The following is a 23528-nucleotide window of genomic DNA, read 5'->3' on the forward strand; positions in this document are numbered from 1 at the left end:
TTGTTTATTTAAGCAATTACTAAAATACAAAATGTCAAAAAGTACCCGATTTGTCTGTCGGGTTGTGTCGTCATAGCCTTACCACTAACTAGTAAATATCATCAAATATATACAACTTTTTCATACTTTTCAAAAAACATTCGTGTCTTTTCTTACGTTTTTGTTCATCCAAATCATCAAACTAACAAAATGTTCTAAACAAGATAACACAAAGACTTTACTTTGATAGCTTACTATAAATCAATAAATTATAAAAATCAAAAAACAAAAAAATAAAAGAACTAATAAAACCAAAAAAATTAAAAAACTAAATAATCTAAAAAAATCCTGGTTACTAACCTAAAAACACCAAACCCTAAAATAAATAAAGTAAACACTTCCATTTATACGCCAATCATTATCATAAATACATGAGTCATTGCCATAAATACATGAGTCATTGTCATAAATACATGAGTCATTGTCATAAACACGTGTGAGCCTACCATAAATAAGTGCGTCATTGTCATAAATACGCGTGAGCCTAACGTAAATAACTGTGAGCCTACCATAAATAAGAGCGTCATTGTCATAATTAAGCTTGAGCCTAACGTAAATAGGTGTGAGCCTAACATAAATACGCCTGAGCCTAACATAAACACGTGTGAGCCTGCCATAAACACACCTGAGCCTGAAAAAATTTATAACAAATTAAATAGAAGTGTAACAAACCCCTCCCGTTGTCATACTGAGCCTGTCGAAGTGCGTCCAAACCCTAAAAAATTTTATAACAATTCTTTAAAATAATCACAAAACACATCCAATCCCAAACCCAAAACCGGAAACCCGCAACCCGCAACCCGAACCCGTAACCCGCAACTCGCAACCCGCAACTCACCATTCCCAATAAATTCCCTACCTTTGCAAAAAATAAAAACACATGGTTTCGTTTCACGAATTTGATTTACCAAAATCCCTGCAAAAAGCAATAGATGAGTTAGGACTAACAACCCCAACTCCCATACAAATCAAATCCATGCCGGTCATACTATCCGGCAGAGACGTCATCGGTATCGCTCAAACCGGAACCGGAAAAACCTTTGCCTACCTACTCCCCATCCTCAAACAATGGAAGTTCATGAAGTCAGATACCCCAAGAGTACTGATACTCGTGCCCACAAGAGAACTGGTAGTTCAAATAGCCGGCGAAGTTGAAAAGCTAACCCAACACATGTCGGTTAGAACCCTCGGCGTTTACGGAGGGGTAAACATCAACACCCAAAAAACAGCCGTTTACCAAGGCATCGACATCCTTGTAGGAACCCCCGGCCGCGTCATGGACTTAGCCCTTGACAACGTTATCCGTTTTGATACCCTACAAAAACTGGTAATCGATGAATTTGATGAAATCCTAAACCTAGGATTTCGCTTTCAAGTCACATCCATTCTAACCATGTTAAAAACCAAACGTCAAAACATCCTCTTCTCCGCCACCATGACCGACGAAGTAGATGAAATGATAGAAGAATATTTCGAATTACCCGAAGAAGTCTCTTTAGCCCCATCAGGAACACCCTTAGAGAAGATCGAACAATTGGGATACAAAGTGCCCAACTTCCTAACCAAGATTACCCTCCTCAAAGAGCTCCTTCACTCCGACGAAAGTATGGAACGCATCCTGATATTTGTCAACAATAAAAAAACCGCCGACTTAGTCGCCACCGCATTAGAAGAAGATTTTGCAGACCAATTCGGCATCATCCATTCCAACAAGTCACAAAACTACCGTTTAAACACGATGGCAACTTTTCAACGGGGCGAAATCAAAGGCATTGTCACCACCGACGTAATGGCTCGTGGACTTGACATTTCCGACATCACCCACGTCATCAACATGGAGTTCCCCGAAATTCCGGAACAATACATCCACCGCATCGGTAGAACCGGAAGAGCCGACAAAAACGGTATCGCCATCAGTCTCATCACACCAAGAGAAGAAGAAATACAAATAGAAGCCGAAATCCTTATGGAAAAGGAAATAGAATTCCTTCCCCTACCCGATATCGAAATCTCCGAAAAACTCCTCGAATTTGAAAAAGACAAAAGAAAGATGAAAGTCCTTCTAAAACGTCCAAAAAAAGAAGGCGGCGAAGCCTTCCATGAAAAGAAAGACAAAAACAAAAAAGTTAACCTCGGCGGCCCCGGAAAACGCACACCTAAAAAAACCGAACCCCGCAACCGCGGAGCAGAACGAGCAAAAGCGAAGAAGAGAAAGAAATAGTTTGAAGATGGGAGATGGGAGACGGGAGATGGGATTTACATGGTATCGTTGTGTATCCTTGATAATTAATGCTTTTAAACCTTAATCCCTTAATAAAGCGAAGCGTCTTAATCTTAAGGTCAAAAAAAAACATCTCAATAAACTTTGCGTCCTTTGAGTAACCCTTTGTGAACTTTGCGGTTACCCCCCCTTAATGAAATAAAGCGAAACGTCTTAACTACTTAATGTTTAAAAAAAGAGAAGCCTCATAAAAAGACCTTAGCAACTCAGAACCTTAGTACCTTTGAACCTCATCCAAAAAAACTTTAACCATTTAAAAATTAAATTGTATTTTTGACAAACTTTCATCAAATGCAGTTCAAGAATCCTGAAATCCTTTACTTCCTTTTTCTGCTGGTAATCCCGATTTTAGTTCACTTATTCCAATTACGTCGATTCAAAAAAGAATACTTTACCAACGTTCGTTTCCTAAAAGAACTTTCCATACAAACCCGCAAAAGCTCACAACTCAAAAAGTGGTTGTTATTGCTAACGCGATTGCTTTTACTCCTATTCATCATACTCGCATTTGCACAGCCATTCTTTAAAGCAAAAGACAGTGCAGCCACAGGAAATGAACTGTTCATACTTCTTGACAACTCCTTCAGCATGCAAGCCAAAGGTCAAAAAGGCGAGCTGCTCAAACGTTCCGTTCAGGAATTGCTGGAAAACATTCCCGAAAACCAACGCTTTACTTTATATACCAACGACGACGCCTTTACAGAAACCGATGTTAAATCCATTCAGAAAGAACTTCAAAATCTGAATTACAGCAGTGAAGCCTTTCCGTTGGAACAATTGCTCTCAAAAGTAAAAGCTAAAAAATCAGTACTGGGAAGCGATGTGGTCATCATCACAGACGGCATCGGAATGCAAGCCAACGACCTGAGAAAAAGTGACAGCACAATCAATGCCTTCTATATCTTGCCAAAAGCCGAACAAAAAAACAACATAAGTGTTGACAGTGTATTCATCAACCAAACTTTAGATAATTTTTATGAAATAGGCGTAAAACTTACCGCTTATGGCACGTCTAAAACTGAAATACCGGTAGCTTTACACAATAAAAATACACTCATCGCGAAAACCTTAGCTACGTTTGAAGAAAAGGATAAAACCATGTTGTTCACCATTCCAAAAGAAGACTTCCACGGTTATGTGACCATTGAAGACAACGGATTACTGTTTGACAACACTTACTATTTCAGTATTTCAAAACCGGAAAAGTTTCAGGTTCTAAGTCTCGGATCATCTACAAAGAATGCTTTTTTGAGTAGAATATATACCGCTAATGAGTTCAATTATTCCAATTATGAACTCAATGCTTTAGATTACAATCAAATTGAAAACCAAGAAACAATTATTCTCAACGAATTGGATGAAATTCCAAACGCTTTACAAAGCACACTAAAAGCATTTGTTGGAAAAGGCGGCAATTTAATTGTGATACCCTCCACTAAAATAAATGCAACAGAACTTACACAATTTTTAAGAAGCTTAGGAGCTGTTTCCTTTTCAAACATGGAAACGGGTGAAAAATTAATCACTAAAATTGCGTTTTCACATCCGTTATATAGTACTGTTTTTGAAAAAAAGATAGATAACTTCCAATACCCAACTACCAAATCAAACTTCCCGATACTTTCACAATATGCACCCATATTAAGTTATCAGGACCAACAAGCTTTTTTAACTTCATTTCAAAACGGTTTCGGAAAAGTATATGTTTTTTCGGGAGCTATCAACAAGGAGAATTCTAATTTTCAAAACAGCCCTTTAATTGTTCCAACGTTTTACAACATGGCACAAAATAGTTTGTTAAGTGGTGTTGTTGCTTTAAAAATTGGAGATTCTAACGTTTTTTTATTGGATGCCAATTTAGAAAAAGACGAAATCATTTCTATTTCAAACGGCACGCAAAACTATATTCCCATCCAACAAATTGTAAACAACAAGGTTAAAATTTCACTGGCAAACCTACCCTTAGAAGCCGGAAATTACAGCATTTTAAAAAAGGAACAACCCATTAAAAATATAAGTCTTAATTTTGACAGACAAGAAAGCAACCTGTTTGAAAACAATGCGGCAACCTTGTTAAAAGATCAAAACGTAAACCCATCAATTGAAGCTGTTTTCAACACGCTTCAAACGGATAGAACTGACCAACAAATCTGGAAATGGTTTGTGATGCTAACGTTACTATTTTTAGTTATAGAAATTTTAATTCAAAAATTTGTCAAATGAATCTAATCATTCGAGAAGCAAAAATCATTAACCCAAAAAGTTCATTTCACAACCAAGTGGTTGACCTTGAAATTGAAAACGGAATTATTAAAAAAATAGGTGAAAACCTTTCTCCAAAGGAAAATTTTAAAGAAATAAAACTTCATAATCTTCATGTCTCACAAGGTTGGTTTGACACTTCCGTATCCCTTGGCGAACCCGGGTATGAAGACCGCGAAACCATTGCCAACGGATTGCAAGTAGCGGCCAAAAGCGGTTTCACCGGACTGGCTTTACAACCCAACACCTTTCCGGTTTTAGACAATCAATCGCAAATTAAATTTGTAAAAGAAAAAGCCAAAAAAAGTGCCACCGAACTTTTTCCGATTGGAGCCTTTACCAAAAATGCTGAAGGCACAGATCTTGCTGAGATGTTTGACATGAAAAATGCCGGAGCCATTGCCTTTGGCGATTATAACAAATCCATTTCCAATGCCAATCTATTAAAAATTGGGTTGCAATATGCCAAAGATTTTGACGGCTTACTCATCACCTTTTGTCAAGACGAAAAGATAAAAGGAAATGGTGTGGCACACGAAGGAATTGTTTCCACTAGATTGGGTTTAAAAGGCATTCCAACCCTTGCGGAAGAACTCATTATTGCTCGGAATTTATACCTCTTGGAATACACCGGAGGAAAATTACACATCCCTACTATTTCCACCGCAAAATCAGTAGAATTAATTAAAGATGCCAAACTAAAAGGCATGAACGTAACCTGTAGTGTTGCAGTTCATCATTTGGTGTTAACCGATGAAAAGTTGGAAGAATTTGACACACGATATAAAATCACACCACCATTGCGAGACAATTTTAATAGAAAAGCCCTGATTGAAGGTGTGCTTGACGGAACAATTGACTGCATTACTTCCGATCATAATCCTATAGATATTGAACATAAAAAAATGGAATTTGATCTAGCTAAAAACGGCACCATCGGATTAGAAAGTGCTTTTGGAGCTCTTCAAAACGTGTTGCCTCTTGACGTTATTATCACAAAATTAACTCAAGGAAAAACTATCTTTGGTTTGGAAAGTGAAACCATCAACGAAGGATCAAAAGCCAACATTACCTTATTCAATCCTAATGAAGAATGGATATTCTCTAAAGATGCCATAGCCTCAAAATCTAAAAATTCTGCATTTTTAGGACAAAAAATGAACGGAAAAGTATATGGAATTTACAACAAAGGAATTTTAAATTTAAATTAAAAATCATGTCAGCCGAAAAAGAAAAACAAACAGCAATCATTGCCTATTTAACTTTGATTGGTAGTGTAATTGCGATATTTATGAATAGTGAAAATAAGAATTCTTTTGCCAGTTTTCACATCAGACAAGCGTTGGGCATTTTTCTGACGTTTTTTGCTTTAGGCTATCCGATAGGTTATTTTGACAGTTGGATGGTGTCTTCTGCCTTTTATATTTTCTTTTTTATCCTTTGGATTTATGGCTTTTTGGGTGCTTTAAATGGTGAGCAAAAAGTGGTTCCTTTAGTAGGCGGTTTTTATCAACAATTATTTAAATCCTTATAAGTATGGTTTTAGAATATTTGGTAAGACCTCCGAAAGTAATTCTTGAAAAAAATCCTTTATTACTGCTATTACACGGTTATGGCAGCAACAAAGAAGACTTGTTCTCATTTGCCTCAGAATTACCCGAAAAGTATTATGTCATAGCCGCACAAGCTCCACATGATATGCAATATGGTAGTTATGCTTGGTATGCCATCAACTTTGACGCTGATGCCAATAAATTTTCAGACCTAAAGCAAGCCGGTGAATCCAGAGATTTAATTTTGGAATTTATCGATGAAATCACATCCCAATTTCCCATTGATGAAAAAGACATCTCTTTAATCGGATTTAGTCAAGGAGCCATTTTGAGTTATGCCCTAGCACTCTCTTATCCTCAAAAGATAAAACGGGTGATGGCACTAAGTGGTTATTTGAATTTGGATATGGCGGTTCCGGGATTTGAAAAAAACAACTTTTCCGGATTGAAAGTTTTTGCTTCACATGGCACTGTAGACCAAGTTATTCCGGTGGAATGGGCCAGAAAAACTCCTGAAGCATTAAAGCCATTAGGCATTGAAGTTACTTTTAAAGAATACCCAATTGGTCATGGGGTTTCACCACAAAATTTTTATGATTTCAGAAAATGGTTGTTGGATCATTAATCCCCGTTTTTATCGCTACCGGTAAATTTTGGACCGATTTCACCATCACCACTAAATAAAACTTCACTGTTTTTTCGAAGTGTAAAACCTTCAAAAGCGGTGAGTTCCCATTCGTTAAAAACCCAAGGTGTAGCTTCTTTTGCTCGAATCAAAACCAAAGATTGGTCCTGATTGGGTATGAAAACTTCTGCCTCCATACCATCATCACTCAAAATTAAATAAGTGATCAATAAAGCATCTTGTGTGTTGGGATCTGTTTTGGGATAAAGTCGAACCCCACTGTCAAACAAGCGAACGCAATCTTTTTTCAACTTTGACCAAGTATAGCCCGCAGTGGTCAAACAACCTTCACTGTCTTTATTGGCTCCAACGATGATATTTTCAACTTCTTTTGAATCCGAATTGTCTTGAATAACAGCAACATCTGTATCCTTGCAGGAAAACAAACCTTGTAAAACGAGAACAAACAGAAAAAACTTTTTCATAAGAGTATAATCAACTATGATAAAAGTACAAAATTAAGTAGTAGGATAAATAAAAGATTGTAAAATTTTAAAGGTTATCGAATCATCTTCTTCAATAAAATACTGAAGCAATACTTCTCCCCAATACGTTCCGTCACTATATTCTGCAATAATCCAGCGGTGATTTAATACTTTAATTTTATTAATGATAAATTTCTGTTCTCCAATTTTATCTTGTCCGGTAAATTGATTACCCTCCGGAGCATCATTATAGTTTAACAGACTTTCTTTAATGATAGGAATCAATTTATTAACATCATAATTTTCTAAATAATTCTGGGCACTTTCGTTGGCTTCCAATGAAAAATAATTTGATTCAAAAAGTCGCAATTTCATAGCGTCTAACGAATCTTTACTTTTATTTTTATAGGTTTCAAACCGTTCTTTTTCAAATTTTACCTGCTTGTTAAAATACATATAAGTAAAAACAGTTGATAAAATGGCAACGATTAAGACATAAAGAGAAAGTGATTTTTTCATAGTATAAATTCGTTTTAAATTGTAATTTCTAAATTATCATAGGCCAAAAATACATTATTTGGCAATGTTTTTTGCACTTCTTCATGAAAACCTAACAAATGACTGATGTGCGTCAAATAAGCTTTTTCAGGTTGAACTAACGCAATAAAATCCAAGGCTTCCTTAAGATTAAAATGCGTTTCATGGGGTTCTTCCCGTAAGGTATTAATTACCAAAACCTTCAAATTTTTTAATTTTTTAATTTCTTCGTTTTCGATGGTCTTTACATCAGTCAAATAAGCAAAATCATCAAACCGATAACCAAAAACCTGAAGAACACCGTGCATCACATTTATCGGAATAACGGTTGCATTTCCCAATAAAAAAGGATTGTTGTTTTCAACAAAATTAACTGTGACAGAGGGAGCACCGGGGTATTTATTTTCTATTTCAAAAATATAATCAAATCGCTTTTTTAAATTAGCAACCACTCTTTGATGAGCATAAATGGGAATATCACCTTGTTTGAAAAAAAAAGGACGAATATCATCAAGTCCCGCAGTATGATCTGAATGTTCATGCGTAAACAAAACACCATCCAGTTTTGTGCATCCGGAAGTTAACATTTGTTGCCTAAAATCCGGTCCACAATCAATTACAAAGGAAAAATCATCCCATTGCAACCATACAGAAACACGCAAACGTTTGTCTTTAAAGTCAAGACTTTTACACACCGAATGATTACTCCCAATTACGGGAATACCTTGCGAAGTTCCTGTGCCTAAAAAATAAACCTTCACTTGAAAAATTTTACACAAAAATAGTACAATTTAACTTTTAATAAGGCATGATAATTGTTAACTTTGCATAGCATTATAAATGAAATCATGGAGAGAATAGCTACGGAAATTAAATTAAAAGGAGATAAAGCCATCGAACAAATTCCTTCATTGAAGGATAAAGCGTTGCGAATCAATTTAAACGAAAACATATACGGCACTTTTGCTGAAATTGGTGCCGGACAGGAAACTGTTCGTCATTTTTTTAGAGCCGGAGGATCTTCGGGAACAATAGCAAAAGCAATGTCAGCTTATGATAAAGATTTTAGTGATGCCATTTACGGCACAGAAGATGACGGCCGTTATGTAACTGAAAGTCGCCTTAAAAAAATGCTATCGCATGAGGTTCGATTAATTGAAGAACGTTTGGATCGTGTAAAACATCCTAACAAAATGTTTTTTAGTTATGCAAACACTGTAGCAACTATTGATTTTGCGAAGCAATTCAAAGGTCACGGATGGGTGGGTGTTAAATACCAAATTGAACCTGATGAAGATTATAATGAAATCTGTCTTCACATTCGTTTCAAAGAAAATGATGCCCGATTACAACAAGAAACTTTAGGTATTTTAGGAGTAAACTTAATTTATGGTGCTTTTTACAAGTATAATGATCCAAAAAAATTACTACGATATTTGTATGATCATTTGGACAAAGATCAAATTGAAATTGATACCATCAACTTCTCAGGTCCTCGTTTTGCTAATGTTGACAATCGATTGATGAGTTTACAATTGGTTAAAAACGGCATGACAGATGCGGTAATGTTTGGTCCTGATGGAAATAATATATTACCAGCTGCTATTCTTTACAAAAAAAACATTTTGACTTTGCGTGGCAGTTTCAGACCTGTCACAAAAGTAAACATGGACATGTATGAAAAGTCACTTGAGATGTTTTTGGAAGAGTCTAAAGTAGACCCAGACAACACCTTAGTAATCTTTGAAATAACGCTTTCCAACCTTCGTTCTGAAGGCGAAATCGACGAACGCGACTTTATGGACAGAGCCGAATTACTTTGTTCATTAGGACAATATGTAATGATTTCTAACTTCCAAGAATACTATAGAGTAGTTGAATATTTCTCCAATTACACAAAAGCTCGAATGGGATTAGCTATGGGAGTGAACAATCTTATTGATATTTTTGACGAAAAATATTACCGTCATTTGAGTGGAGGAATTTTAGAAGCTTTTGGTAAATTATTCTATCGTGATTTGAAAGTATTTTTATATCCGATGAAAGATGAAAACAAAACGGTTATCAATTCTGAAAACTTAAAAGTACATCCTCGAATGAAAGAATTATACAAGTTCTTTAAATTCAATGGAAAAGTACTTGACATCGAAAACTTCAATACCGATAACCTAGAAATCTATTCCCGTCAAGTATTAAAAATGATATCCAAAGACATTCCGGGTTGGGAAGCTATGCTGCCAAAAGGTATTGCCGAATTGATTAAAAGAGATAAGCTCTTCGGCTTTTCAGAAAAAAAAGAATTACAAGAGAAAAATTAATAAAACAAACCGAGTAGCAAAATCACTACTCGGTTTTTTATTAACCTAAAATCTGATTAGCATGTGCTTTCGTTTTCACATCCGAAATAATATTCGTAATGAAACCATTTTCATCAATAACAAAAGTAGTTCGGTGAATCCCGTCATATTCTTTTCCCATGAATTTTTTAGGTCCCCAAACACCAAATGCTTGAATTACAGATTTATCTTCATCAGCTAACAAAGGAAACGGGAATTCGAATTTATTTTTAAAATTTGATTGAGCTTTTGCATTATCGGCACTAACGCCCAACAAAGCATAGTTGTTCGCTTCGAAACGTTCATAATTATCTCGTAAATCACAGGCTTCTGCCGTACATCCCGGCGTATTAGCTTTTGGATAAAAAAAGACAACCAACTTTTTTCCGGCATAATCAGACAGTTGATGGGTTTTATCTTCTTGGTCCTTGCCGATAAAGGATGGTGCTTTATCTCCTACATTCAAATGGGTCATAACTATTTTGATTTTAATTTGGTGAATTATTGTATTTTTACTTTTATAAAAATACAAAAATGACCAAGAAAGAGCGTGCAACATTTGTTATAAATACGTTAAATGACTTATATCCTGAAATTCCCATTCCATTAGACCACAAAGATCCGTATACCTTATTAATTGCTGTTTTACTTTCAGCTCAATGCACGGATGTGAGAGTAAATCAAATCACGCCTATTCTATTTGAAAAAGCAGACAATCCCTATGATATGATAAAAATGTCTGTTGAAGAAATCAAAGAAATAATAAAACCATGCGGATTATCTCCTATGAAATCAAAAGGTATTTATGGGTTATCACACATTTTAATAGATAACTATGAAGGTAAAGTCCCCCAAAGTTTTGAAGCTTTGGAATCGTTACCTGCTGTAGGTCATAAAACGGCTAGCGTAGTGATGAGCCAAGCTTTTGGTGTCCCTGCGTTTCCGGTTGACACCCACATTCACCGATTGATGTACCGCTGGAATTTATCAGACGGAAAAAATGTAGTACAGACTGAAAAAGATGCCAAAGCTATTTTTCCAAGAGAATTATGGAATAATTTACACCTCCAAATTATTTGGTATGGAAGAGAATATTCACCGGCACGAGGATGGGATATCGAAAAAGACATTATCACAAAAACAATTGGTAGAAAAGCAATTTTGAAAGAATTTGAAAAAAAAACATCCCGATAAGTTTATCGGGATGTTTCCTTAATTAGCGATAGTTTCGAAAGTCATGTTTCCTACTTTAATCATACGCAACGCTTTTGAATAGTTGAGTAAAAAACTTATAGTTTCTTTTTTAGGTAACATCTTTGGAGCCGCTAATTGTTTCTTAGTGTAAAGTTTCCCCATATAATTATAACAGTTAATTAATTTTATAACGGAGAACTTTTATCTTTAGTATTCTAATTAGTTAAAATAATATTATTTTTTTCAATTACCTTTCTCAAATTCATTAAAGCATAACGCATTCTGCCTAAAGCTGTATTTATACTTACACCGGTTAAATCGGCAATTTCTTTGAAACTTAAATCTTGATACATTCTCATAACCAAAACTTGCTTTTGATCATCGGGTAGTTCCTCAATTAAACGCTTTAAATCACTTTCTACTTGATTCGTGATTAATTGATTTTCTATAGTTTGTGAATTATCTGTCATAATAGAAAAAATAGAAAAATCTTCCGTTTCTCTAAACATCGGCATTTTTTTATTTCTTCTGTAATGATCTACCACTAAATTGTGAGCAATCCGCATCACCCAAGGTAGAAACTTACCTTCTTCATTATAAGAATTTGATTTTAAAGTTTTAATAACTTTAATAAAAGTATCCTGAAAAATATCGTCAGAGACATCTCTGTCTGATATCTTAGAATAGATAAAACCATAAATTTTTGATTGATGTCTTTCTATTAGTAAGGAAAGTGCATTTTCATCTCCTGAAACATAGCTCTTAACTAATACTGCGTCTGGTGTGGTAATAATAGCCATAATTCTACTCTTTTTAATTTTGTTAGGGACAATATTTTCTAAAAAGTAGTTCTTTGCTATAGGCAGTTGTTGTTTAATATTTTTATGACACTTCAAATGTAACATAAAAAATATGGAAATGTCAAACAAAATTTCAATTTTTAACATATTACTACACAATATTTGCGGAAAACCGTAATAAAAAATAAATTTAACCTACTATTTGAGCTTAAAAAACAAGTGTAAGCTTGTTCAAAATATTGCTTCACAATTTATATCTTTGCATTTCCTTGCCTAATTGCTATGACTACAAAAGAATTCCTTAAACTCGAACCAAAAAAATACATCCTAATTAAAGGTGCAGGATTGCATAATCTAAAAAATTTAGATATTGCAATTCCCAGAAATCAGTTTGTGGTAATTACTGGTTTATCGGGTTCCGGAAAATCAAGTCTTGCATTTGATACACTCTATGCTGAAGGTCAAAGACGTTATGTTGAAAGTTTATCTTCGTATGCTAGGCAATTCTTAGGTCGTTTAGACAAACCGAAAGTTGAATACATTAAAGGTATTGCTCCGGCAGTTGCCATCGAACAAAAAGTAAATACAACCAATGCCCGTTCAACCGTTGGTACATCCACAGAAATTTATGACTATTTAAAACTTCTTTTTGCCCGAATAGGAAAAACGTATTCGCCAATTTCAGGAAAAGAGGTAAAAAAAGACACCGTAACTGATGTAATTAATACCGTTAAAACATTTGAACCGGAAAGCAAATGGCTGTTAATGGCTCCCATTCACTTGGAATCCGGAAGACAACTGGAAGACAAATTAAAAGTGTTATTACAACAAGGTTTTGCTCGTGTTTTAGTGGATAAAGATGTTGTTCGATTGGATGAAATTGAAATACATTCCTTAGATAATAAAGATATTTTTTTAATCATTGACCGATTGGTCATTAAAGATGATGAATCATTTTATAATCGTTTGGCAGACGCAGTTCAAACCGCATTTTATGAAGGAAAAGGAAACTGTTATCTACAACAAAATGCTACAGAAAACCGATTGGAATTCAGTACAAATTTTGAAATTGACGGCATCTCTTTTTTAGAACCCAACAGTCATTTATTCAGTTTTAACAATCCGTATGGAGCTTGTCCGAATTGTGAAGGTTATGGAAACATCATTGGGATTGATGACGAATTAGTAATTCCTAATACAGCACTTTCAGTTTTTGAAAACGCCATATATCCATGGAGAGGTGAAAGCATGGGTTGGTACAGAGACATGTTGGTCAATGCGGCATATAAATTTGACTTCCCAATTCACAAACCCTATTTTGAACTTTCGGAAGAACAAAAACAACTCATTTGGAATGGAAATACTCATTTCACAGGATTGCATGAGTTTTTTAGAGAATTAGAAGAAAAGAATTATAAAATTCAAAACCGCGTAATGCTTTCCCGTTACAGGGGAAAAACAAAATGTCCGACTTGCAAAGGAAAACGGTTGCGAGTGGAAACCAATTATATAAAAATTGGGGGTAAAACCATTTCAGACTTGGTGGATTTGCCAATTAAAAACCTTATTACGTTTTTCAAAGCATTGGAATTATCTGAAAATGATAAAGCTATAGCAAAACGCTTATTGATTGAAATCAACAACCGTTTACAGTTTTTATCCGATGTGGGGTTAAATTACTTAACCTTAAACCGAAATTCAAATTCACTCTCCGGTGGAGAATCACAACGTATTAATCTTGCCACGTCTTTAGGAAGTAGTTTGGTAGGTTCTATGTATATTCTAGACGAACCCAGTATTGGATTACATCCAAAAGATACCGAAAGGTTAATTTCTGTATTGAAGAACTTGCGAAACCTTGGCAACACCGTTATTGTAGTGGAGCACGATGAAGACATCATGAAAGCTGCAGACAGAATATTTGATATTGGTCCGGAAGCCGGAAGTTTAGGTGGTAATTTGGTAGCCGAAGGTACGTTTGAAGAAATTTTAAAAGCAGACTCGTTAACCGGAAAATATTTGAGTGGCGAATTATCCATTACTGTTCCTAAAAAAAGAAGAGTTTTCAAAAACCAAATTGAAATCATCGGTGCTCGCGAAAACAATTTAAAGAACATTGATGTAACGTTCCCGTTAGATTGCTTGACCGTAATCACAGGGGTTTCGGGAAGCGGAAAAAGTACCTTGGTCAAAAAGATATTGTTCCCTGCCTTACAAAAGAAATTGGAAGGTGTTTCAGATAAAGCCGGACAATTCACTGAACTTCGTGGAAATTTCAATCATATCAAACACATTGAATATGTGGACCAAAACCCAATTGGCAGAAGCTCACGTTCAAACCCCGTTACATATATCAAGGCTTACGACGATATTCGAGATTTGTTTACCAAACAAAAGTTATCAAAAATTAGAGGTTATCAACCCAAACATTTCTCTTTTAATGTAGACGGTGGTCGTTGCGAAACCTGCAAAGGTGATGGCGAAGTTACCATTGAAATGCAATTTATGGCAGATGTCCATTTGGAATGTGAAACCTGCAACGGAAAACGATTCAAAAAAGAAATTTTAGAAGTAGCCTTTGAGGGTAAAAACATTGATGACATTTTAAAAATGACCATTGATGATGCCTTGGCTTTTTTTAAACAACACCAACAATCAAAAATTACTCAAAAACTACAACCACTTCAAGATGTTGGATTGGGTTATGTACAATTGGGTCAATCCTCATCAACTCTTTCAGGTGGTGAAGCACAACGGATTAAGTTGGCTACCTTCTTAGTAAAAGGAACCACAAAAGATAAAGCTTTATTTATTTTTGACGAGCCTACCACCGGCTTGCATTTTCACGATATCAAAAAACTAATGGCTTCTTTTGAGGCATTGTTGGACAAGGGACATTCTATTATTGTAATTGAACACAATTTAGACTTGATTAAATGTGCGGATTACATTATCGATATCGGTCCTGAAGGTGGTGAAAACGGTGGACAATTGATTGCTTTTGGAACTCCGGAAGCAATAGTTAAAAACTCAAAATCTATTACAGGATTCTATTTAAAGGAAAAATTGTAAGCTACAAATAAACTTTTATTGCATTTAACCACAAAAACCTCTTTTGTGGTTGTTATTTTAAACACTTTAAACAACAATTAAATACCTGTTTTTCATCTAGTTAAAAATTATTAACAAGTCATTCACAACAATTTATTTTGTTTTGGCACAGCAATTGAAAATAGCTAATCAAGAAATTGAATTCCATTCAAATCTTAGTGAAAGCTGAAAAACTCAAGAGTAAGCAAAATGAATAAATCGAATGTGTCATGAAAAAAATTACCTTCTTAGTAGCCATGAACTTGCTGGTTGTAAGTTTGGCTGTAGCAGCAGAAAAAGTTACTTTTTCTGAATTTGACAGAACTCGTGGTGGAGCTGTTCATTATATGGATGCTGAACCAATCGCATTTGTTGAACGTGGAATTGAATTCTTTGTTTTCTTGAATGGTGATTTTGATTTCAACACACGTCCGGATGACAGTCAAGGAGGCTTTTTTTACCGAAGAGGTGCAACAGCCCGAGGAAATGCTCCAATTGCAATTAACTATGGCGTTAGAATTGAACACGATAGTTTTGGTAGAGTAAGACGTGTTGGAAATACCTTCATCAATTATGATAGATTCAACCGTGTGAATAGAATCGGAACCGTATATATGCGATATAATAATTTTGGATTAACACAAATTGGTGGCATGCAAATTGCATATAATAATAGAGGAATGGTTACCAGAATGGTGGGACATGTAAATTATACAAGAGGAAATACGGCTTATGCAAGTACAACCTATTACGGTCCTGCATACGGAACACAAACCGGATATACTTATAACGACAATAGTTACTATTATTACAGAACAGATGGTACTAAAGCGTTACTAGACAACAAAAAGAAATAAAATAAATTGAGTTAGTTAGTTAAAAGTTGGTTAAGTTTGGTTGAAGAAAGTCCTGCGAAATCCCCAAGTAGCAGGGCTTTCTCTTTTTTAAATGTCACTTATTCAATACAAGTGAAGAATTATTAGTTTTATTTGAAATTAAATTTCAATACTATTTTTTCCATTACTCCATTAATATCCTCCGAAATTTTCATTTTATAGTTGAAAACTAAATAAAATACAGAAAGTAAAACCGACTTCAACACAATATTCAGAATTGGGTGAAAGGGAAAACTCCAAAAATAAAACACCACAAAAGTTAAGACAATAATGCCAAGCGAGGCTAACGTTTTTGCGGTAAAAGGAAACAAATGCATCTTAAATACCACAAATAAAAACTTGGCCAAACTGTATAAACCGATGGAAATTAACGTTGCAATGGCCGCTCCTTCAATCCCAAAATTTGGAATAAAATACATATTTAGACTTACGGTTAATCCAACCAAACAAAGTCCTAATATCAAAACCGTGCGGTAATATTTTGAATTAAAAATAATAGAATTGTTATTGCCCAACATCAAATCAAAAAACTTTGAAAAAGAAATCAGAAAAACTACTGCCACACCCCCACTGTATTTCACGGGTAACAAGGCATACACTTCATGAATGTTGGTTAAAATACCAAGCATGATAAATCCACCAACCACTTGCAATGTTATTGACGTTTTTTTATAAAGTTCATTTAAAGCTTCGTAGTTATTTTTTGCCATCAAATCCGTAGTAATTGGGTGCGTAATTTGATGCATTGCACGCATCGGAACCGAAATGGTTAACGCAATAAATATAGCTACCGAATAATAAGCCGCTTCACTAATTGGAATGTATTGTCCAATCATGAATTTATCAATATCCAACAAAAGTACCGCAATACTGGAGGAAAAAATGATAAAAGAAGAGTACACAATGACATCTCTTTTTTCCTTTGGAAACTTCAAATGGAATTGGGGTTTTCTGACTTTAAATGCCACGAGTGCCATCAACACCATCATTGTAAAATATATGAAAACCAAACTGTAAACAAATTGAATTGTACTTATCCAACCAAAATAAACCGCAAATAAAAAGATGCTAATAAAAATACGAAGTAATACTTCTTTGACAAAATTTCCAAAAACCGATTTCAAATGTACTTTTACCCAAGCATAAAAAATCTCAAAATAACCCATAAACAAACCGATAACTGGAATCATCCAAACATACTCAAAAATGATAGGATTTGTTTTTGAAATCAAACGGGCTGCTTCGCCATAAAACAAAAATAAAATAAAGAAAAAAGGAATGATAATAAGCAAAGGCAACACCATTACCAAATTCAAAAACCGTGATTTATCTTCTTCAGATTGGTGTGTTGCATAAAATTTCACTAACGTATTTTGAATACCAAAAGCCATGAGAGGCATCATAATATTAGCCGAAGAAAGTAAAAAAGCGGTCAAACCATAATACTCTTCACCTAAAAAATGAGTATACATAAACAAGGCATTCACCGCACCAATAACAAAACCAATAAAGGTAATGAGGGTGTTTTTGATGGATTGATTAACTACGATGCCCATTGCTAGTGAATAGTGATTAATGATTAGCCAGACAATTTTTGACCAACTTTTCGGTTAAACTTTTTCTGCTGTAATATTGTAATCCTACGGGATAAACTTTCAAATTGTTTTGCTTAAACAATTGATAATGAGCAAAAATAGTTTCTTTTAAATTTTCTTTTTCATCATAAGTGAAAAAACTTCCTGTATTTGTTTCTTTTAGAATAGTTTCAAAATCGGAAGCTTTTGGACCAATGGCAACAATCGGACGATCGGAAACCATGTATTCAAACAACTTTCCGGGAATGATGCAACGGGTTGCTTCGGAATCAATTTCAATTAACAATAGCACTTGTGAGGTTCGTTGGTGCACAACCGCTTCATCGTGTGAAAGATACCCTAAATTAGAAACAAATTTTGTAAGCTTGAATTCGTTTATCGTTTCCAAAACATCTTGACTTACTTTTCCAATGAGTTTCAATTGTAAATCAGTAGCAAATTCGTTATTTTCTTTGACTAATTCCTTCAAAGCTTTCCATAAAATTCTCGGATTCCTATCGGATAAAAACGAACCGATATGAGCGATGGAAAACTTTTCGTCCAAGTCACTTTTGCTGACTTTTTCCACATCATAACCGTTTGTAATGACTTCAATTGGTTTTGAAGTTAACTTAGAAAATTCAATTTTCGTAGTAGGACTCGTTACTATAATTTTATCGGCTGAATGAAGAACCTTTTTCTCTAAATCTTTATGTTTTTTTTCTGAATTTTTATTAAGCAACAATTCTTTGTGATAACCAATAGTTGTCCAAGGATCACGAAAATCAGCTATCCATTCAACGTTTATTTGTTTTTTCAATTGTAAACCAATCAAGTGCAAACTATGTGGAGGACCGGTTGTAATTATTGTTTCAATTTGATGTTTTTCTAAATATTCCTTCAAAAAAACAACAGAAGGTTTCACCCACAAAACGCGAGCATCAGGTATAAAAAAATTTCCGCGAATCCATAGCATTACTTTTTCAATCAATGATTGTTTTTTTTTACTAGGAATGATACCGGAACTAATTTTTTTGGTATTTTTTTTCGACAAAAAAGAAGCCCATCGATAGGGTTCTTTGATTTTTTGCTTGATCATAATTGCCTTTTCAGAAACTTCGCTGATCAACTTTTCATCTACAATCGGATAAGTTGGATTTTCAGGAATGTAAACATGCGGTTCGTATCCAAAATCCGGTAAGTATTTTACAAACTTTAGCCAACGCTGCACACCCGGACCACCGGCAGGAGGCCAGTAATAGGTAATGATGAGGATTTTTTTTGTTGATTGCAAGATTTGGATTTTAATTTTATCGATTTAAATAAATTCTATTCGCCATTAAATTTATTTAGTTCATCAATATCCAATTGGTCTTTAGGTCTATTTGATGCTTTTTTAGCTATGATAAGATTATCATAATCAATAAATTTTACTTCAACACCACCGAGCAAAACAATTGTTGCATCGTCATAAAGTTCTTGAAAAGATTTGTCTTCCAAACCTTTTATTGACGTCATTACATCTAATCGCAAACCAAAATCTAATGTAAAATCTGTCCAACCCGGGATAAACTGCATTGTTTCAATGGATTCAAAATCTCCAATACCAATTTCATTAAATGCTTTTCTTAGTTTTTTTCTGTTTTCAATAGTATCGTCAATAAGGATATCCAAATCTCCGGTATTTCGATTGTATCCATAAATATTTACAGCAAAACCGCCAATAGTAATGTATCGAACATCATTTTCTTTAAAACACTTCCAAATAATAAATATTTGTTCGATCATTTTTTACGATAAATTTTAGGTGCATTTTTTAACGCATACGAAACCTCAATTATCGCCATTAAGCGTTCTAATCGTTCTGCATAAGAAAGTGATTTTATTTCAGCTATTCGTTTTGCTTCCAATTCTTTTGGATTTCCGTGATGTAAAATTACTTTACTCATCTTCAGCTTTATTGAATCAAATATACAAATAAAAATATGTTATAAATTCTCTTTTGTAGATTGATTTTTAGACTCAAAATAAACCCCACCAATCAACAACAGCAGTATTCCCAAAGAACTAAACAAAGCAATTGTACTGCCTTTTTGAATCACTTGAGGTTCAAATTTAAATTCAATCGTGTGTTTTCCGGCCGGAACTTGCAGAGCTCGCAACACATAATTCACACGAAACATTTGAGTTTCTTTTCCATCCACCAAAACCTTCCACCCTTTTGGATAGTATATTTCAGAAAAAACAGCAACTCCATCGTTTGAATTTTGTGCTTCATATTTTAAATAATTGGGTTTGTAAACTGAAAGTTGGATGGCACTCAAACTGTCTGTTTTAAAAACTTTGTTTGTCAATTCTTTTGCTGCAATTGGAAACTCCTTTTTATTGAGCACCGCAGTTGTTTTGGTGTTCAAACTATCTAATGCTCGTATTTCTTCATCTGCTGAATTTACTGAAATAACTTGATCGACAAACCAAGCATTGCCGTTAGAAAAAGCATTAATACTTGCAAAAGACTGACCTTGTTCGCCTGTCTGAATGATATATTTGACATTCAACATGTTTAAAACACCTGCATTAATTTTTGAAATATGAAAGTCATACAACTGCTGCATGCGTTGTGGTTTTACGGCACTGTATCCTCCGATTGACTTATGAAAAAAAGATGTTCGTGCGTTTGACATACTACCACGAGGTTCAAATACACGATAATGCAACGTGGAATCCTGAAGAATTTGCATATCTGCTTGTGTAGGTTGAAAAGGAAAATCCATAGCACGGGCATTCACAAAATCTTCGCTGTTTACATAATTTTTATCAATCAAAACCAAGTCTAAAACCATGATAGTTCCCACTAAAACAACTGCCACAGTTTGTGAAATCTTTTCTTTAGTATAAAGCCATAAAAGCAAAAAAACTAAGGCAATCAGTCCCATGGAACGCAACAAATCTGATGAAAACATGGATTTTCTGTCTTCAATCAAAGCTTCAATAAAAGGTTGCCCTAATTCGCCATAAGCTTGAATATAATAGCCGTCACCTTCTGTAGTAAAAGAAAAAGTTCCTTTAATTAAAAACAAGAATGCTAATATACCAAACCCGATTGCGGATGCTTTCCACAAGGTTTTCCATTGGGCTTCCTTATCCAATTTAAAAAAGGAATGCAATCCCATAATTGCTAAAACAGGAATACACAATTCTAAAATCACCTGAATGGAAGAAACAGCTCTAAACTTGTTATACAAGGGAAAACTATCAATAAAAAAATCGGTCAGAATGGGAAAATTTTTACCCCATGACAAAAACAAGGAGAAAATAGCTCCAACCAAAAAGACATATTTAATTTTTCGCTTTTCAGCAAACAAAGCCAATAAAAACAATAAAAAAACAATGGCTCCTATATAAGCAGGAGCTGCCACAATAGGTTGGTCTCCCCAATAAGTGGGTGCATTATTTGCAAAATCTGCTGCTTCATCAGGTGTGGCACCAACTCGTAAAATCAAATCGTATAAATTGCTTTTTTCGCCTAAGTTTTCCGAATTACCACCGCCAAAAAGTCGGGGTGCAATTAGGTTTAAACTTTCTGCAATACCATAACTATATTCTGTGATATAGTCATAACTCATACCTGTATTTTTTGACAATGTGGCTCCATCGGCACCAACCGTCAAATCATTGGAACCGCGTGTACTAAAAGCTGTATATTCGGCAGTAGCTAATAAATTAGTTGCATTGGCACCTACTGCTAACAAAGCAGCTAAGCTAAAAACCCCAAAAGCAATACCAATTGTTTTAAAATCTTTTGTTTTAATTAATTTATAAATAAAATAGCCTGAAAGCACCAAAAGAAACAACAACAAATAATAGGTCATTTGAAAGTGATTGGCTTGTATCTCTAAAGCTGCAGCAACCATGGTGAGTAAACCTCCAACAATAAATCGTTTCTGAAAAACCAATATCACACCAGCTACAACCATAGGCATATAAGCAATCGCATGAGCTTTTGCATTGTGTCCAACACCCAATATAATAATAAGATACGTGGAAAATCCGAAAGCCAATGCCCCAAAAAAAGCTTTGAGTGGATCAATTTTCAGAACAATAAGCAACAGATAAAACCCTAAAAAATAAAGAAACAAATAATCAGCAGGACGTGGCAGAAACCGCAAAACAGAATCAACTTGTTTCACATAATTATGTGGATATTTTGCTCCGAGTTGATAGGTTGGCATCCCTCCAAAAGCGGAATTGGTCCAATAAGGTTCCTCTCCTGCCTCTTGTCTAAAATCATTTTGTTCTTTGGCCATTCCGGTATATTGTACGATATCGGATTGATAAATCTTTTTACCTTGAAGAACAGGATAAAAATAGAAGATAGCAACCACTACAAACCCAAGTATTGCCAAAAGGTGTGGTAAAAATTTTGATGCGTTTTTCATGTTTGGAAAATTGATAAGCTCTAAACTTATGTAATAATAAGAAAATTAAATTTCATTGAATTTAAAAAATTCCATTATTCTTTAATTTCTTCAAAATCAACATATTCCCCAATCTGTTTTTTCACTTTAGGAGTTCCTTGATTTGTAGTTGGATTGGGTGGTGTTTGCTGATTTTGTTGTTGAAAATTTCCGGCTTGTTGCTTGAAATTTTGTTCTGCTTTTTGAACCATTTTTCGCAAAAGAAAAGGCATGAAAATACGAGCTAAAATCTTGAAGGCATAATAAATCCCAACAATAATTAAGATAGTTCTAATAAATCCCGGTACAGATGCTGTTTGCATTAAGATAATATTTTTGGTAAAAATAAGAATTCCAACACTCAAAAATAAATGAACTTTCATAAAATAATAATAAAAAACACTATTTTTGGTTCTTATTGAGCTTATCAATCCCAAATAGCTATGACTACATTAAAAAAATCATCCCTTCTCTTCGCTTTATTTTTGGTTCAACTTTCGTTTGGCCAACATACTGATGTGATTAATTCCAACCGTCCGGGTGAGTCGATGACAGCTTATTCTGTTGGTAAAACCGTTTTTCAAGTGGAAAGTGGCATTTATTTTAATCGCGAAAACCATAAACTTTTGGGTTATGAAGCAACCGGAATGGGTTTAAATCTTGATTTGCGATATGGCTTTTTCTTAGAGCAATTGGAATTTGTACTCAACTCTCAAATGCAATTTGATCAATATACCGCTCCATTAATTCAAGACAATCGTTCGGGTTTTAGGAATCTGACTTTTGGAGCCAAATATTTATTTTATGACCCGTATAAAAACTATGAAGAAAAAGTAAATATTTACAGTTGGAAAGCCAATCAAAAATTTAATTGGAGACGTTTATTACCCGCTGTTGCTGTTTATGCGGGTGCCAATTTTGTTGTGGGCGATGCTTTTTCATTTCCCGAAGAACCCTCTTTTAGTCCGAAAGCTATGGTGGTTACGCAACAACACTTAACCAATCACTTAGTATTTGTAACCAATATATTTGCTGATAGAATTGGCACAGATTTTCAATCTTTTGGTTATGTGATAACTTTAACCAACGGATTTAATGAAAAATGGTCCGGTTTTCTGGAAAACAAAGGTATCCAAGGTGATTATTATGCCGACTCCATTTTAACAGTTGGAGCAGCCTATCTCTTGTTTGAAAATTTTCAAATTGATGCTTCCCTAAGTAAAAACTTCAAAGACACTCCTGATATTTTTTATGGTGGCATTGGATGCTCTTGGCGTTTTGACAAAAAACACCGACCAATCATGTTGGAAAAAGAAGATCCAGCAGATAAAAGAGACGGCAAGAAAAAGAAAAAAGAAAAAGAGGAGAAAAAACGCTTAGATGAAATTGAAGGATAGTT

Annotated in this window: 22 protein-coding genes; 10 read left to right on the top strand and 12 right to left on the bottom strand. The window is 34.6% G+C overall.

From position 1 onward, the window contains the following. The first annotated feature begins 919 nt into the window (after positions 1-919). The 5 genes from B3L86_RS02125 (at position 920) to B3L86_RS02145 (ending at position 6760) form a co-directional block, all read left to right on the top strand. Positions 920-2260, top strand: a complete 1341-nt coding sequence (locus B3L86_RS02125) for a DEAD/DEAH box helicase (protein WP_188362333.1) — start codon at positions 920-922, stop codon at positions 2258-2260. A 351-nt stretch (positions 2261-2611) separates the two neighbouring features. After that, complete coding sequence (locus tag B3L86_RS02130; protein ID WP_291114575.1) at positions 2612-4543, top strand: BatA domain-containing protein; 1932 nt, start codon at positions 2612-2614, stop codon at positions 4541-4543. Next, complete coding sequence (locus B3L86_RS02135; RefSeq protein WP_291114577.1) at positions 4540-5793, top strand: dihydroorotase; 1254 nt, start codon at positions 4540-4542, stop codon at positions 5791-5793. Before B3L86_RS02130 ends, B3L86_RS02135 begins: the two co-directional genes overlap by 4 nt. A 5-nt stretch (positions 5794-5798) precedes the next feature. Further along, a complete protein-coding gene (locus B3L86_RS02140) occupies positions 5799-6116 on the top strand; it encodes a DUF4870 domain-containing protein (RefSeq protein ID WP_291114579.1) in 318 nt (105 codons plus the stop codon). 2 nt (positions 6117-6118) lie between these two features. Further along, positions 6119-6760 carry an alpha/beta hydrolase gene (locus tag B3L86_RS02145; RefSeq protein WP_291114581.1) on the top strand — a complete coding sequence of 214 codons (642 nt, stop codon included), beginning with the start codon at positions 6119-6121 and terminating at the stop codon, positions 6758-6760. Here the strand turns inward: B3L86_RS02145 and B3L86_RS02150 are convergent. From B3L86_RS02150 to B3L86_RS02160, 3 genes are read right to left on the bottom strand one after another with little or no spacing between them, the layout of a single operon-like run. Continuing rightward, entirely contained in the window at positions 6757-7245 is a 489-nt protein-coding gene (locus tag B3L86_RS02150; protein WP_291114583.1) for a hypothetical protein, read from the bottom strand. The genes B3L86_RS02145 and B3L86_RS02150 overlap by 4 nt on opposite strands. A 33-nt stretch (positions 7246-7278) precedes the next feature. Continuing rightward, complete coding sequence (locus B3L86_RS02155; protein ID WP_291114585.1) at positions 7279-7764, bottom strand: hypothetical protein; 486 nt, start codon at positions 7762-7764, stop codon at positions 7279-7281. A gap of 14 nt (positions 7765-7778) precedes the next feature. After that, on the bottom strand, positions 7779-8543 hold the full coding sequence (locus tag B3L86_RS02160) for an MBL fold metallo-hydrolase (RefSeq protein ID WP_291114587.1): 765 nt from the start codon (positions 8541-8543) through the stop codon (positions 7779-7781). Positions 8544-8639: 96 nt separating this feature from the next. On the opposite strand from B3L86_RS02160, the gene B3L86_RS02165 reads away from it, so the two are divergent. Then, complete coding sequence (locus B3L86_RS02165; protein WP_291114636.1) at positions 8640-10100, top strand: TonB-dependent receptor; 1461 nt, start codon at positions 8640-8642, stop codon at positions 10098-10100. Between the two features lie 40 nt (positions 10101-10140). Here B3L86_RS02165 and bcp read toward each other — a convergent pair whose 3' ends face one another. Next, positions 10141-10593 (bottom strand): thioredoxin-dependent thiol peroxidase, encoded by a 453-nt coding sequence (gene bcp / locus B3L86_RS02170; protein WP_291114589.1) that lies wholly within the window; start codon positions 10591-10593, stop codon positions 10141-10143. 59 nt (positions 10594-10652) lie between these two features. Here bcp and B3L86_RS02175 point away from each other — a divergent pair, with 59 nt between their 5' ends. After that, positions 10653-11312 (top strand): endonuclease III domain-containing protein, encoded by a 660-nt coding sequence (locus B3L86_RS02175; protein WP_291114591.1) that lies wholly within the window; start codon positions 10653-10655, stop codon positions 11310-11312. Positions 11313-11330: 18 nt separating this feature from the next. On the opposite strand, the gene B3L86_RS02180 is transcribed toward B3L86_RS02175, so the two are convergent. Continuing rightward, on the bottom strand, positions 11331-11474 hold the full coding sequence (locus B3L86_RS02180) for a hypothetical protein (protein WP_188362145.1): 144 nt from the start codon (positions 11472-11474) through the stop codon (positions 11331-11333). Between the two features lie 53 nt (positions 11475-11527). Further along, on the bottom strand, positions 11528-12112 hold the full coding sequence (locus B3L86_RS02185) for an RNA polymerase sigma factor (protein ID WP_291114595.1): 585 nt from the start codon (positions 12110-12112) through the stop codon (positions 11528-11530). 282 nt (positions 12113-12394) lie between these two features. Here B3L86_RS02185 and uvrA point away from each other — a divergent pair, with 282 nt between their 5' ends. Both uvrA and B3L86_RS02195 read left to right on the top strand, forming a co-directional pair. Continuing rightward, positions 12395-15184 (top strand): excinuclease ABC subunit UvrA, encoded by a 2790-nt coding sequence (gene uvrA / locus B3L86_RS02190; RefSeq protein ID WP_291114597.1) that lies wholly within the window; start codon positions 12395-12397, stop codon positions 15182-15184. A 248-nt stretch (positions 15185-15432) separates the two neighbouring features. Further along, positions 15433-16059 (top strand): hypothetical protein, encoded by a 627-nt coding sequence (locus B3L86_RS02195; protein WP_291114599.1) that lies wholly within the window; start codon positions 15433-15435, stop codon positions 16057-16059. Between the two features lie 128 nt (positions 16060-16187). Here B3L86_RS02195 and B3L86_RS02200 read toward each other — a convergent pair whose 3' ends face one another. The 6 genes from B3L86_RS02200 to B3L86_RS02225 all read right to left on the bottom strand — a co-directional run bounded on the left by B3L86_RS02200 (position 16188) and on the right by B3L86_RS02225 (position 22452). Beyond that, positions 16188-17654 (bottom strand): lipopolysaccharide biosynthesis protein, encoded by a 1467-nt coding sequence (locus tag B3L86_RS02200; RefSeq protein ID WP_291114601.1) that lies wholly within the window; start codon positions 17652-17654, stop codon positions 16188-16190. A 16-nt stretch (positions 17655-17670) separates the two neighbouring features. Then, entirely contained in the window at positions 17671-18969 is a 1299-nt protein-coding gene (locus tag B3L86_RS02205; protein ID WP_291114638.1) for a glycosyltransferase family 4 protein, read from the bottom strand. Positions 18970-19001: 32 nt separating this feature from the next. Then, the gene (locus B3L86_RS02210; protein ID WP_291114603.1) at positions 19002-19460 is read right to left on the bottom strand and encodes a nucleotidyltransferase; all 459 of its coding nucleotides are present in this window, start codon (positions 19458-19460) and stop codon (positions 19002-19004) included. After that, on the bottom strand, positions 19457-19621 hold the full coding sequence (locus tag B3L86_RS02215; protein ID WP_291114605.1) for a hypothetical protein: 165 nt from the start codon (positions 19619-19621) through the stop codon (positions 19457-19459). Before B3L86_RS02215 ends, B3L86_RS02210 begins: the two co-directional genes overlap by 4 nt. Positions 19622-19660: 39 nt before the next feature. Beyond that, a complete protein-coding gene (locus tag B3L86_RS02220; protein WP_291114607.1) occupies positions 19661-22111 on the bottom strand; it encodes a YfhO family protein in 2451 nt (816 codons plus the stop codon). A 74-nt stretch (positions 22112-22185) separates the two neighbouring features. Further along, the gene (locus B3L86_RS02225) at positions 22186-22452 is read right to left on the bottom strand and encodes a DUF4834 family protein (RefSeq protein ID WP_291114609.1); all 267 of its coding nucleotides are present in this window, start codon (positions 22450-22452) and stop codon (positions 22186-22188) included. A 120-nt stretch (positions 22453-22572) separates the two neighbouring features. Between B3L86_RS02225 and B3L86_RS02230 the strand changes: the two genes are divergently transcribed. Continuing rightward, a complete protein-coding gene (locus B3L86_RS02230; RefSeq protein WP_291114611.1) occupies positions 22573-23526 on the top strand; it encodes a transporter in 954 nt (317 codons plus the stop codon). The last annotated feature ends 2 nt before the right edge of the window (positions 23527-23528 follow it).

It is taken from the genome of Flavobacterium sp. UBA6135, assembly GCF_002428305.1.
In the GTDB taxonomy this organism is placed as follows: domain Bacteria; phylum Bacteroidota; class Bacteroidia; order Flavobacteriales; family Flavobacteriaceae; genus Flavobacterium.